Below are 12,960 nucleotides of genomic sequence, written 5' to 3'. Positions count from 1 at the left end.
ACATGTCACTCTCTGGAAAGAAAATTGGTTTCGGTATTACAGGTTCCCATCATTCCCATGTTTTCGTATTTAAAGAGCTTACCCGTCTTGTAAAGGAAGGGGCAGATGTATACCCATTTATTACAAATGCGGTGAAGAATACGGATACGGTCCATGGTAAAGCAGTAGATAAAATTAAAGAAATAGAGGAAATTACTGGTAAGCCAGTAGTTTCAACCATTGTCGAAGCTGAACCATTTGGTCCGAAAATTCCGTTGGATTGTATGGTTATAGCGCCGTTAACAGGGAATTCTTTGAGTAAATTAGCAAATGCAGTCACAGATAATGCTGTCTTAATGGCTGCAAAGGCAACCCTTCGTAATGATTCTCCTGTTGTTTTGGGCGTTTCGACGAATGATGCCCTCGGTTTGAACGGAATGAACTTAATGCGTTTAATCGCGACGAAAAATATATTCTTTATTCCATTCGGTCAGGATGCACCGTTTGATAAACCCAATTCGCTCGTTGCGGATTGGCCGTCTCTTCATGACACAATTAAATTTGCACTAACTAAAAATCAGTTTCAACCAATTATCATTTCTTATAATTAGAATTTTATGTTATAATATGACGCTAACAGTACAAATATTTAGAGCAATTGAAGGGAGTAACGAGAAATGGCAGAAAAAAATGCTTACAATATAGCCGTAGTCGGTGCAACAGGGGCTGTAGGAAAGAAAATATTACAAATTTTAGAGGAAAAAGAATTTCCCATTAACGAGTTAAAGGTATTAGCCTCAAAACGTTCTGCAGGTAAAACAGTCGAATTCAAAGGGGAAGAGAAAACGATTGAAGAAGCAACACCGGAAAGTTTTGCAGGGGTCGATATTGCCCTCTTCTCAGCAGGCGGATCTGTAACGAAAGCATTAGCAAATGAAGCAGTAGAACGCGGTGCAGTCGTTATTGATAATACAAGTGCCTTCCGTATGACAGAAGGTGTACCCCTAGTCGTTCCAGAAGTAAACAAAGAAGATATTAAAGATCATAAAGGGATTATCGCTAACCCAAATTGTTCAACAATTCAAATGGTTGCCGCATTAAATCCGATTAAAGATGCGTTTGGTCTTTCAAGAATAATTGTCTCCACTTACCAAGCAGTTTCTGGTGCTGGTGATAATGCGATTAATGAGCTAAATAAGCAAACGGAGCAATATATTAATGGCAAGGAAATGGAAGCGAACGTCTTACCTGTAGGTGGAGAAGAGAAGCATTATCCAATTGCTTTTAACGCCCTGCCACAGATTGATGTATTTTCAGATGGAGGATACACACAGGAAGAGTGGAAGATGATTAATGAATCGAAGAAAATACTTCATGATCAGGCGTTATCAGTCGCGGCAACCTGTGTTCGGTTACCGGTTTTCACATCTCATGCGGAAAGTGTATATATTGAAATTGATAAAGATGATGTGACTGTAGAAGATCTCTGGAAAGTACTTGAAACAGCTCCAGGAATCGTATTACAAGATGAACCGGCTGCACAAGTCTATCCGACTCCATTATCATCTGCCGATAAAGATGAAGTGTTTGTTGGCCGTGTAAGGAAAGACCCGGATAAAGCAAATGGCTTCCACTTATGGATTGTTTCCGATAATTTAGTGAAGGGTGCAGCATTAAACACGGTTCAAATTGCCCAATCTGTAGTAGAGAATGATTGGTTATAAACTATAAAACGTTAAAATGATAAACAAAGCAGCTACTAATTACATTCTTTAAACAAATATAGAAGTAATGGTAGCTGTTTTATTTAAAAGAGAGGTGAAGAAATGCAACTTCTCGTGCAGAAATTTGGTGGTACTTCATTACAAACGCCAAGCTCCCGCAAACACGTGCTTTATCATGTGAAAGAAGCAATTGAAGAAAATTATAAGGTGGTAGTTGTCGTTTCCGCCCTCGGTAAAGTTCCTGCACCTTATGCAACTGATTCCTTGCTGCAATTAGTGAATTACCCCGAAACAAACGCTGCAGATAGAGAACTTGATCTCCTGTTATCTTGCGGGGAAATTATTTCAGCAGTTGTTGTAGCGAATGAACTAAAGCGAGCAGGAGTGCGTGCGACAGCTTTTACAGGGGCACAAGCGGGAATAATGACGACGGAAAATCACATGAATGCAAGGATTCAACATGTGAATCCAAAACGGTTGCTACATGCCTTTGATACTTACGATTGTGTTGTAGTAGCTGGCTTCCAAGGTGAGACAAAGAATGGTGACATAACAACGATTGGCAGGGGAGGAAGCGATACGACAGCTGCTGCTCTTGCTGTAGCGACGGAAGCAGTTCGGGCAGAAATTTTTACGGATGTTGACGGAGTCATGACCGCTGATCCAAAACTTGTCACCTCTGCTCAAGTACTAACGAATTGCACGTATTCGGAAACCTGTAATCTTGCGTACCAAGGAGCTAAAGTCATTCATCCGCAAGCTGTTGAAATCGCAATGCAAGCGAAACTACCACTTCATGTACGTTCCACCTATAAACGGAATCATGGAACCATTATCTCAAACATGCAAGAAGACGGTAAACAACCAAGGAACAAAAAGAAACTAATAACTGGAATCGCCCATCAAGCCGGAATTGCACAAGTGAAAATTAAGCGCAAAGAAAACCCAGATTATTCCATGACGGCTATATTTAAGGCATTAGCTGCTGCTGGGATTTCTATTGATTTTATTAATATCTCTCCAAATCAACTGGCATTCACCTTGCCGAACGTAACTCTTCCATACGCAAAACAAATCTTCAAGCAATTAGATCTCCATGTAACAATGGCCGAACATTGTGCAAAAATTGCTGCAGTCGGAGCAGGAATGACCGGTATCCCGGGAGTAGCGTCGAAAATCGTTTCCGCATTAGTAGAGCAAGATATTCAAATTCTGCAAGCAGCAGACAGCCACACGACCATTTGGGTGTTGGTTCCTGAAGAAAAATTAAAACAAGCAGTGAATGCTCTACATGAAACCTTCAGATTAAGTGAAAAAGTATCAAGCTTGCTTTAAGGACGGCTGACAATCATTGATTGTCCCGTCTTTTTTTAATTGGAGTGCCTGAATACATGGAACTCTCCACCAATGAACATACTATATCTAATGATGAAATTGGTGGAGGTTATTTGTTTATGATTAAAGATTCAAATCCTGATGAATTGAAAAAAAATCCAGCAGACAGTATCGTCGAAAAAATACAAGCACTAGGACAAACAAATGTCGCCGAGACCGGGGAATCAAATATCCATGTCCTAACAATCATCGGTCAAGTAGAGGGACATATGCAGCTGCCGCCTCAGAATAAAACGACAAAATATGAACACCTGCTCCCGCAACTTGTAGCGATCGAACAGAATCCAAAAATTGAAGGGCTTATTGTTTTGCTAAACACGGTAGGCGGCGACGTGGAAGCAGGACTTGCATTATCTGAAATGATTGCATCCTTGTCAAAGCCGACTGTTTCAGTTGTCCTTGGTGGCGGCCATTCCATTGGTGTACCAATTGCCGTTGCGACAGATTATTCCTTTATCGTACCAACCGCGACGATGACAATCCACCCTGTGCGATTAACCGGACTTGTTATTGGAGTGCCCCAAACATTTGAATACTTGGATAAAATGCAAGACCGGGTGATCCAATTTGTAATTAACCATTCTAAAATAAAGGAAGAAACATTTAAAGAGTTTATGTTTGCGAAAGGGAATTTGACGAGGGATATCGGTACGAATGTAGTCGGCAATGAAGCCGTGGCCCATGGATTGATTGATGAAGTCGGCGGAATAAAAGAAGCAATAGAAAAAATAAATGAATTTATCGGAGAAAAGGATGAGGAAGGAGAGGTATTACAATGATTTTCTATACCCCATTACAATTGGAAGAAGTATTTGCAAATCCAGAGGAGGAACAAGCGGAACGAGCTTATGTTTCTCACGGTGGGAAAATGCTCTATGTTGACAAGTTCCCTAACGGAGAATATATGTTAACCCAATTAGTATCAACGAACCCGAATGATTATTTGAATGATCATTACCGACCAGGTTCCTATCTGCATTAACCTTAATGAATTTCATAATACGTATTTAATGCTTCAGCATCACCATATGTAGTTGAGTTGGCTCGTTCCCAACTACATATGGTGATGGAAAAGCCGACTTTGGTAATTATGAAATTCATTCACCTATTAAAATTATCCCGCATTAACGGCAGAAATAGGAAAAAACGAATGAAAGTATGCTATAATTAGATGAGTTAAACGAACAAACCCTTGCCAATAAACAGGTGAGGGTTTTATCAATCGATTTTCGATTGCGAGGTGAAGAAATGGCGAAGAGAAAACGAAAAAGGAAGTCCACAAAAAAATCAAATCTATTAAAATATGAATTGTTAGGTTTATTATTTATTTTTCTAGCTATTTTTGGAAGTGGTGCAAGTGCCATTAGTGAAGGAGCTATCCCAGGCTGGTTAGAATATTTCTTTCATTTTTTCTTAGGGATCTGGTATTTTGTTGCGTCCATCTTTTTATTAGTTACAGGTATTGTATTATTAATTAAACGAAAATACCCAAATTATCTAACGAGAAAAATGGCCGGTTTTTATATTTTATTTGCCGGCGTCCTTTTGCTAACACATGTCCAGACCTATGAGCCACTTATACAAGGTGGGCAGAATGTTTCTGTTCTTGCTGCAACTTGGGATAACTTTATATCATATATTAGCGGGCAAGTACCATCAAGCCGTACTGGTGGAGGAATGATTGGAGCTATTCTTTTTGCTTTTACTTATTATCTATTTTCCTATGCTGGTGCAATCATTGTCTCTGTCTTCTCCATTATTATCGGAGTATTATTCATTACAGAAGTTTCTATCGGTGACTTGGTTGCTAAGTTTTTCACCTATTTGAAAAAGCTTGGTAAGAACATGAGTGAAAGACTGCGTACCTACAAAGAAAATCGGAAGGAGAAGGAAGAACCGGTCTATGCCTCCGAAGCGCAAGTGGAAGATACAGCACCTGCCCCGGAAGAACCCCTTATTAATGATTTTACTGAGATCAGTTACCGGGAAGAGAAGCCTAAAGTTGCGACGATTGCAGCAGATAACAATGATGAAGAGGAAGAGGACATATATGATCCAGAGCTTTCCCAGGCGGAAAGTGAAAATCCTGAATATCTCCTTCCTTCTATTGACCTTTTGAGTGAACCAGTCAAAACGAGTCAACAATACGAAAAGTCACAAGTGCAAGCAACGGTAAGGAAGCTGGAAAAAACATTCCAAAGCTTCGGTGTAAAGGCGAAGGTTACCAAAGTAAATGTTGGTCCAGCCGTAACCAAATATGAAATATCTCCGGAAGCTGGCGTGAAAGTAAGCAGGATTGTTAGTTTGCATGACGATATTGCTTTAGCTCTCGCAGCTAAAGATATTCGGATTGAAGCACCAATTCCAGGTAAATCTGCAGTAGGGATTGAGGTCCCGAATAAAGAAATAGCGATGGTTTCCTTACGTGAAGTGATGGATGATACACTCGCGGATAAGTCTTCCAAACTGTTAGTCGGGCTTGGAAGGGATATTTCAGGAGAAGCAATCATGACAGAACTTAATAAAATGCCGCATTTACTGATTGCTGGAGCGACTGGAAGCGGAAAGAGTGTTTGCGTGAACGGAATCATTACAACACTTCTGATGCGTACGAAGCCCCATGAAGTAAAAATGATGATGATCGATCCCAAAAAAGTCGAATTGAATGTATATAACGGGATACCGCATTTACTCGCACCTGTCGTCACGGATCCGAAGAAAGCATCCCGTGCTTTAAAGAAAGTTGTCGCAGAAATGGAGCGGAGATATGATCTATTCTCTGATTCGGGGACAAGAAATATTCAAGGGTATAACGAATATATAAGAAAATATAATCAAACAGTTTCGGAAGAGGAAGCGGAAGCAGAGCTGCCGTATATTGTTGTTATTGTCGATGAGCTAGCAGACTTAATGATGGTTGCCTCAAATGATGTGGAAGACGCAATTACAAGGCTTGCTCAAATGGCTCGTGCAGCAGGAATCCACCTTATTATTGCAACGCAGCGTCCTTCTGTTGACGTCATTACCGGAGTCATTAAAGCAAATATTCCATCTCGAATTGCATTTAGCGTCTCCTCACAAACCGATTCCCGGACGATTCTCGATTCCGGTGGGGCAGAGAAGCTGTTAGGTCGCGGAGATATGCTATTTATGCCTGTCGGTTCGTCTAAACCAGTCCGTGTTCAAGGCGCATTTCTCTCTGATGACGAAGTGGAGCGCGTTGTTGATCATTGTATTGATCAACAGAAAGCATCTTATCAGGAAGAGATGATTCCAGAAGATACAAATGAAGTGGTGGAGGAAGTGGATGATGAGCTATATGAAGAGGCAGTGGAGCTTATCGTTGAATTGCAAAGCGCAAGTGTTTCCATGCTCCAGCGACGCTTCCGCATTGGTTATACGCGAGCGGCACGTCTAATCGACGCAATGGAAGCAAGAGGAATCGTCGGCCCATACGAAGGCAGCAAACCACGAACCGTCCTCGTCTCCAAAACAGAAGCCGAAGAAGAAGCACCATCCGTCTAATCAACAAACTGACTTGTAAACACATAAGTCAGTTTTTTTCTTATGAAAATTGCTCTACTGGAGGTCGGAAAGAATTTAATTCGCGCAACGTAGAATCAGATTATGTAAAAGTTTAGTATGTTTTAATGGATGAACGTTTGAAAGATGTGTAGAATATTTATTAAGAGTAAAACACTGAGCATAGGAGGCTGTTTCATGAATTTGATTGTAGAACAGACCGTTAACAAAAATGGCTACAATATTCATTTTATACCTACGAAAAAATTTAAAACATTAACCTTTGTCGTCAAATTAAAGGCACCCTTAAAAAGGGAGACGATAACGAAAAGAGCATTATTGCAAAACGTGCTGCGGGAAGCGACCAAGAATTACCCGGGCCGGACCGCGCTCCAATTAAAACTTGATGAACTATATGGATCTGTTCTCTTTGTTGACGGAGCGAAACGGGGAGAGGAGCATGTGGTGAGTTTCCGGCTTGAAGTGGCAAATGAGCGCTATCTACCCGACAAAGAAGCTGTAACAGAAGAAGCGCTGCAACTTCTCGCCGAAATGATTTATGAGCCATATGTTGAGGATAATCATTTTTCTGAAGCAATTGTTAAAAGAGAAAAGGCTACATTGAAACAAAGAATTCAAGCGATCCGTGATGATAAGATTCGCTATGCCAATCGTCGTTTAATCGATGAAATGTGTAAAGATGAAGCTTTTTCCATTCATGTGAATGGCTATGAAGAAGATCTTGATGCGCTTACTGCCGAAAATTTATATGATTATTATCTTCAAATGCTCCAAAAGGATCAACTCGACATATATGTCGTGGGCGATATGGATATCGAATCGATGGAGAAATCAATTGCTTCTGCATTTAAACAGGAAGAAAGGGCATCAACTAAATCGAGTGACCGTAAAGAATCAAAACAAATAGATGAACCGAAAGAAATAATAGAACAAGAACCGATTCAGCAAGCAAAGCTCCATATCGGTTACCGTACGAACACGGTATATGCTGACGATGATTACCCTGCTTTACAAGTTTTTAATGGCTTATTTGGCGGTTTTCCGAGCTCGAAATTATTCATGAATGTTCGAGAGAAGAATAGTTTAGCTTATTATGCCTCTTCCCAGGTCGAGAGTCACAAGGGATTGCTTTTCGTCTTTAGTGGAATTGCTCCAGAAGATTATGAACAAGCACGAGACATTATCCGCGAGCAAATGACGGAAATGAAAGCAGGTAATTTCTCTGAACAAGAGATGAATGAAGCAAAAGATATGATTATCCACTCACTGCGGGAAACAATGGATCATAATCATGGACTTGTTGAATTGTTTTACCAGCAACAGCTTGCAGGAATGAATCGATCACTGGAAGAAGTTGTTGATCGGATTTCCGCAGTCACGAAAGAGGATGTAATTCGTGTTGGTGAGCGAATCGAGGAAGATACGTTATACCTTCTCACTGCACAAGGAGGAGAAATAAATGAATAAGAAGACATATACAGATATTGATGAAGTTATTTACTCGAAAAGATTAGATAACGGTTTATCCGTTTTTCTTATGCCACGACCGGAAATGGAGAAGGCGTATGCAATTTTTACTACAAATTACGGCTCCATCGACCAGAAGTTTGTTCCGATTGGAGAATCGGAAGCAGTGACCGTACCGGATGGGGTCGCCCATTTTCTTGAGCATAAATTATTTGAAAAAGAAGATGGAGATGTATTTGCTGACTTTGGTAAGCTAGGTGCTTCAGCTAATGCATTCACTTCATTTACGAAGACCGCCTATTTATTCTCTGCAACGAATCATATTGAGAAAAATGTGGAGATATTGCTGAATTTTGTTCAAGACCCATATTTCACCGAACAAACAGTGGAAAAGGAAAAGGGGATTATCGCTCAAGAAATCAATATGTACGATGATCAGCCTGATTGGCAATCTTTCATGGGCACAATCAAAGCATTGTTTAAAAATCATCCGGTAAATGTTGATATTGCAGGAACGGTTGATTCCATCATGAAAATTACAAAAGATGATTTATACACATGTTATAACACCTTTTACCATCCTGAGAACATGACATTATTCATCATTGGAAATATTAATGCAGAATCATTGTCCCAGCTAATTGAAGAAAATCAGGCCGGAAAAAGTTTTGCGGATATGGGAGAAATCAAACGGGAATTTCCGGATGAACCGAAAGAAGTTGCGGAAAAATACTTGGAAATCAATATGCCAGTTTCGATTCCGAAATGTACAGTTGGAATTAAAGAATCGAGCAGTCATTTAGATAAAGAAGCGTTTTTGAAAAAAGAACTGCTTACAACGATGATTCTTGACCATTACTTTGCTAAGGGCGGCGAGTTCTACCAAGAGTTGTATAAAGAGGAATTAATTGACGGAAGTTTCTCCTTTGAAACGAATTTAGATTCGAGCTTCGGGTATACATTGATTGGCGGTAACACGGAAAGACCAGAAGACTTCGCTGCTAAAGTGAAAGATTTACTACGCTCAACAAATGAGGCAGAAATTACGGATGAAGCTTTTCGCCGGATGAAGAAAAAGAAAATCGGTCGAATACTCCGCGCCATGAATTCGCTCGAGTATATTGCCAACAATTTCGTTGATTACCACCGTCACGGTATTAATTTCTTTGATGTCATCCCGCAAATTGAAGCGTTGACTACGGCTGATGTTAACGAATTTCTAAAAAAATGGATTAACGAAGACCAGCTTGCAGTATGCACGGTCAAGCAAGCCTAACATGGCACAAAATGTATTGATTATTGGTGCAAGTGGTGATATTGGAATAGCGATTGCTAGACAGCGCGTGAAAAAGGGGGACCAACTAATCCTCCACTTCCATTCTAATCATTCTGTTATTACCGAGTTAGCGGAGGAAATTGCAAGTGAGCAGGTTTTACAAATTATCCAAGCTGATCTGTCAATGGAAGAAGGGATAAATAAGCTGCTTTCGAGTCTTGTTTTTCAGGTCGATAGTGTTATTTTTGCAAGCGGGAAAACAGAATTCGGCTTATTCCAGGATGTGGAAGAAAAGAGTTTTACCGAATTGCTTACACTTCATGTACATGCACCGCTTAAAATAACGAAACAGCTGCTTCCAAGCATGATTAGAAACCAATTTGGCAGATTAATTTTTATCACTTCTATCTGGGGGGAGGTAGGAGCGAGTAATGAAGTGCTTTATTCTACAGTAAAAGGGGCGCAGAACAGTTTCGTGAAAGCATTGGCCAAGGAGGTAGGAGCAAGTAACGTAACGGTAAATGCAGTTAGTCCGGGATTCATTGATACGAAAATGAATGGTTCTTTATTAACAGCAGAAAGATCTGAGATTTACGAAACAATTCCTTTAAAACGAGCAGGCTTTCCGCATGAAGTCGCAGAGGCTGTAAGCTTTCTTTTAGACCGGCAGACATCATTCTTAAACGGTCACATTCTTCCTGTAACCGGAGGATGGATGATTTAGCCAACTTTTTATTTCGATGCATAAATCATGAGGAGATGTTGAATACTATAGGTGCGTATAGGGGGCAATAAAAAGGAGGCTAAATCAATGTCCATTCTCGATAATTTTGATTCATGGAAAGGATTTCTTGCTAATCGCCTACAGCAGGCAAAATCTAGTGGTATGAATCATGAAACCATTACGAACGTCGCTCATGAAGTAGGAGATTATCTCGCATCGAATGTTGATGCAAAAAATAAGGAAGAAGCTATCTTAAAGGAGCTGTGGAATGCTGCTTCTGAAGAGGAGCAGCAGGCAATCGCAAGTTCCATGGTAAGGTTGGTTGAAGAACAGGGAAATAATAATGGATAATTCGTTGAAGAAGCTGTATAGTTAATCTATATAGCTTCTTTTTCAATTTGTTCGCTATTTCCCTTTTCACTCGTTAAAAAATCATTTATAGTATAAATAGATTATTCACCAATTTATTCGAACGCCATTATTCGTTTGGTAAAGGAGACCGGAAGATGGAAAGGACAGAATGGTATCTTGAATACGAGAATCAAATCAATCGTCCTGGTTTATTAGGGGACATTTCATCTTTATTAGGGATGCTTTCAATTAATATTATTACGATTAATGGTCTTGAGAATTCGAGAAGATGCTTATTATTGCTTTCTGAACGGGATGAGAATATTAAAAGGTTAGCATCGATTCTAGAAACAGTTGATATTATAAAAGTTCTTAAAATCCGAAAACCAAAACTGAAAGACCGGATGGCTGTGCGCCACGGTAAATATATTCATACGGATAATGACCGGAAAACAGTGCGCTTTGTAAGAACAGAGCTCGGTATTCTTGTTGACTTCATGGCGGAGCTATTTAAACAGGATGGCCATAAGCTGATTGGCGTCAGGGGAATGCCGCGGGTCGGGAAAACAGAATCGATTGTTGCAGCAAGCGTTAGTTCGAATAAACGCTGGTTATTTGTCTCGAGCACGATGATAAAACAGACGGTACGGAATAAACTGATTGCCGGAGAATATGATGAAGATAATATATTTATCATAGATGGTGTTGTTTCGAAAAAGAGGGCAAATGAAGAGCATTGGCGGCTCATTCGGGAAGTGATGCAGCTACCGGCTGTAAAAGTTGTGGAACATCCTGACATATTTGTTCAGGCTACGGAATATACGTTAGATGATTTTGATTATATAATTGAATTAAGAAGCCACGAAGGAGAAGAAATCACATATGAATCAATTGAAAATCCAACATTTGGTTCAGGTGGCGGCTTTAACATGTTTGATTTCTAAGATGGAAGGTGTAAATTATGGACGTAGGTGCTAGGCTGAAAGAAGCGAGAATCGCAAAAGGCTTTTCATTAGAAAGTTTACAGGAAACGACGAAGATACAGAAAAGATATTTAGTTGCAATTGAAGAAGGAAATTTCCATCTGCTTCCCGGTAAATTTTATGCTCGAGCATTTATTAAAGAATACGCAACAGCAGTCGGTCTTGATTCCGATGAATTATTAAAGGAACATAAGGAAGAAATTCCAAAATCTGAATCAGAGAGCGAAATCCAATATACACGGGTTGAACGCTCAAAAGAAAATGCAGCTGAACGATCCGGCACATTCTTTTCCGTGTTGCCTAAAATTATTGTCGCTCTGCTCATTATAGGTATTATCGGGGCAGGGATATGGTTTTACAATCAATCGTATTCACCTAATGACCCGGAGGAGATTGAAGATTCGGGCGAAGTGATTATCCAAAATTCTAATGATAATAATCAGGACACGTCTGGATCTGAGGAGGAAAATAAAGATGAAGAAGAGAAAACAAACGACACTGCTGAGGAAGATGAGACCCCTGAAGATGAAACAGGAGAACTAACTTTCGAAGTGGAAGAGGTTGGTAGCGGCTCTCCTCCTGAATCAACAATTTCGATAACAAATCCAGAAGAAGCGCTCATTCTCCAGTTTGAATCCGAGACAAACGTTTGGCTCGATGTGGAGACCGGGAACGGAGAATCATTGTACGGAAGCTTTGTTACTCCTGAAAATTCACCGATAGAAGTAGATGTCACTGGTGAAGAAACAGTTCATTTAAACATCGGCAGTACGCCTAATTTGGATATAACGGTTAATGACGTGCCATTTGAATATCCGATCGATCCAAGTGAAAGAGACCACCAACGCTTATTGTTCAATATTAATTAAGTAATCGTAAGCATTAACCCTTCCTACCGAATGCGGAAGGGTTTTATCATTTTCCAGCTCATAAAGTGCAGCCTCAATCAGTGGAGGATTAAGACCGCTAATGCGTGATAAAAAAACAACTAATGCTTTCATACAGCGTAAGTGTGCCAAACTTAGAAACTTTCTACTGGAGGTCCGCAGTCCAGACACCTCTCGCACCTGCTGAGCGGCCGGCAAGCCTCCTCGCGCTGAGCACTAAGGGGTCTCGCCAGGCCTAACCTCCCGCAGGAGTCTCGAGGTGTCTGGACTGCTACCAGGAAAAGCCTAATTTAGAACACTATTTATTATTCTATAAATGCAATCTTCACACTGCTGTAATGATGGGATAATTTCTATTTATCATAATCATCTTCACCAGTTCAGTTGCCCGGTGGACGGTGACTCCTGCGGGAATAGCACGAGCCTGGAGACCCCTTAGTGCTTAGCCCGAGGAGCTCTAGCAGTGCCTAAGGATGCGCATCCGTCCACCGGGCAACTGAACGGCGATTAGAGAGCGAACCATGAGAACGTGCAAATCACTTACGCTGTATGAAAGCAATTTATGGTTCTTTTATATTTGATAAGGTTGGATTATGTTGATTTTTTAGGTGTGAAAGTGAAATAATATAAA

Annotated in this window: 12 protein-coding genes; all 12 read left to right on the top strand. The window is 40.3% G+C overall.

Annotated elements, in window-relative coordinates; all coding sequences use genetic code 11:
* Window positions 1-2: 2 nt before the first annotated feature.
* The 12 genes from dpaB (at window position 3) to L3V42_RS07465 (ending at window position 12,311) form a co-directional block, all read left to right on the top strand.
* Window positions 3-590 (top strand): dipicolinate synthase subunit B, encoded by a 588-nt coding sequence (gene dpaB, locus L3V42_RS07520; protein WP_235761517.1) that lies wholly within the window; start codon window positions 3-5, stop codon window positions 588-590.
* Between the two features lie 66 nt (window positions 591-656).
* Entirely contained in the window at window positions 657-1,703 is a 1,047-nt protein-coding gene (locus tag L3V42_RS07515; RefSeq protein WP_235761516.1) for an aspartate-semialdehyde dehydrogenase, read from the top strand.
* Between the two features lie 102 nt (window positions 1,704-1,805).
* Window positions 1,806-3,038, top strand: coding sequence for an aspartate kinase (dapG, locus tag L3V42_RS07510; protein WP_235761515.1), 1,233 nt, complete (start codon window positions 1,806-1,808; stop codon window positions 3,036-3,038).
* 119 nt (window positions 3,039-3,157) lie between these two features.
* Window positions 3,158-3,877 carry a ClpP family protease gene (locus tag L3V42_RS07505; protein WP_238471701.1) on the top strand — a complete coding sequence of 240 codons (720 nt, stop codon included), beginning with the start codon at window positions 3,158-3,160 and terminating at the stop codon, window positions 3,875-3,877.
* Entirely contained in the window at window positions 3,874-4,080 is a 207-nt protein-coding gene (locus L3V42_RS07500; protein ID WP_235761513.1) for a YlzJ-like family protein, read from the top strand. The genes L3V42_RS07505 and L3V42_RS07500 overlap by 4 nt, the downstream gene beginning before the upstream one ends.
* Before the next feature lie 266 nt (window positions 4,081-4,346).
* Entirely contained in the window at window positions 4,347-6,623 is a 2,277-nt protein-coding gene (locus tag L3V42_RS07495; RefSeq protein WP_238471700.1) for a DNA translocase FtsK, read from the top strand.
* Between the two features lie 195 nt (window positions 6,624-6,818).
* On the top strand, window positions 6,819-8,108 hold the full coding sequence (gene yfmF / locus L3V42_RS07490) for an EF-P 5-aminopentanol modification-associated protein YfmF (RefSeq protein ID WP_235761511.1): 1,290 nt from the start codon (window positions 6,819-6,821) through the stop codon (window positions 8,106-8,108).
* Entirely contained in the window at window positions 8,101-9,384 is a 1,284-nt protein-coding gene (gene yfmH, locus L3V42_RS07485) for an EF-P 5-aminopentanol modification-associated protein YfmH (protein ID WP_235761510.1), read from the top strand. Before yfmF ends, yfmH begins: the two co-directional genes overlap by 8 nt.
* Before the next feature lies 1 nt (window position 9,385).
* Window positions 9,386-10,108, top strand: a complete 723-nt coding sequence (gene ymfI / locus L3V42_RS07480; protein ID WP_238471699.1) for an elongation factor P 5-aminopentanone reductase — start codon at window positions 9,386-9,388, stop codon at window positions 10,106-10,108.
* Window positions 10,109-10,195: 87 nt separating this feature from the next.
* Window positions 10,196-10,459, top strand: a complete 264-nt coding sequence (locus tag L3V42_RS07475; protein WP_235761508.1) for a DUF3243 domain-containing protein — start codon at window positions 10,196-10,198, stop codon at window positions 10,457-10,459.
* Between the two features lie 155 nt (window positions 10,460-10,614).
* Window positions 10,615-11,403 carry a DUF3388 domain-containing protein gene (locus L3V42_RS07470; protein ID WP_238471698.1) on the top strand — a complete coding sequence of 263 codons (789 nt, stop codon included), beginning with the start codon at window positions 10,615-10,617 and terminating at the stop codon, window positions 11,401-11,403.
* A gap of 17 nt (window positions 11,404-11,420) precedes the next feature.
* Window positions 11,421-12,311 carry a helix-turn-helix domain-containing protein gene (locus tag L3V42_RS07465; protein ID WP_235761506.1) on the top strand — a complete coding sequence of 297 codons (891 nt, stop codon included), beginning with the start codon at window positions 11,421-11,423 and terminating at the stop codon, window positions 12,309-12,311.
* Window positions 12,312-12,960: the final 649 nt, after the last annotated feature.

The sequence above is a fragment of the Oceanobacillus alkalisoli genome (assembly GCF_022213125.1).
Classification (GTDB): Bacteria; Bacillota; Bacilli; order Bacillales; family Amphibacillaceae; genus Oceanobacillus; species Oceanobacillus alkalisoli.
The sequence above is the reverse complement of the archived record's forward strand: the minus strand, read 5'-3'. Positions and strand labels throughout refer to the sequence as shown.

Coding starts and splice junctions, on each gene's coding strand:
- yfmH (WP_235761510.1), top strand. CDS start 8,101: ATGAATAAGAAGACATATACAGATATTGATGAAGTTATTTACTCGAAA.
- dapG (WP_235761515.1), top strand. CDS start 1,806: ATGCAACTTCTCGTGCAGAAATTTGGTGGTACTTCATTACAAACGCCA.
- L3V42_RS07515 (WP_235761516.1), top strand. CDS start 657: ATGGCAGAAAAAAATGCTTACAATATAGCCGTAGTCGGTGCAACAGGG.
- L3V42_RS07500 (WP_235761513.1), top strand. CDS start 3,874: ATGATTTTCTATACCCCATTACAATTGGAAGAAGTATTTGCAAATCCA.
- dpaB (WP_235761517.1), top strand. CDS start 3: ATGTCACTCTCTGGAAAGAAAATTGGTTTCGGTATTACAGGTTCCCAT.
- L3V42_RS07495 (WP_238471700.1), top strand. CDS start 4,347: ATGGCGAAGAGAAAACGAAAAAGGAAGTCCACAAAAAAATCAAATCTA.
- yfmF (WP_235761511.1), top strand. CDS start 6,819: ATGAATTTGATTGTAGAACAGACCGTTAACAAAAATGGCTACAATATT.
- L3V42_RS07470 (WP_238471698.1), top strand. CDS start 10,615: ATGGAAAGGACAGAATGGTATCTTGAATACGAGAATCAAATCAATCGT.
- ymfI (WP_238471699.1), top strand. CDS start 9,386: ATGGCACAAAATGTATTGATTATTGGTGCAAGTGGTGATATTGGAATA.
- L3V42_RS07465 (WP_235761506.1), top strand. CDS start 11,421: ATGGACGTAGGTGCTAGGCTGAAAGAAGCGAGAATCGCAAAAGGCTTT.
- L3V42_RS07475 (WP_235761508.1), top strand. CDS start 10,196: ATGTCCATTCTCGATAATTTTGATTCATGGAAAGGATTTCTTGCTAAT.
- L3V42_RS07505 (WP_238471701.1), top strand. CDS start 3,158: ATGATTAAAGATTCAAATCCTGATGAATTGAAAAAAAATCCAGCAGAC.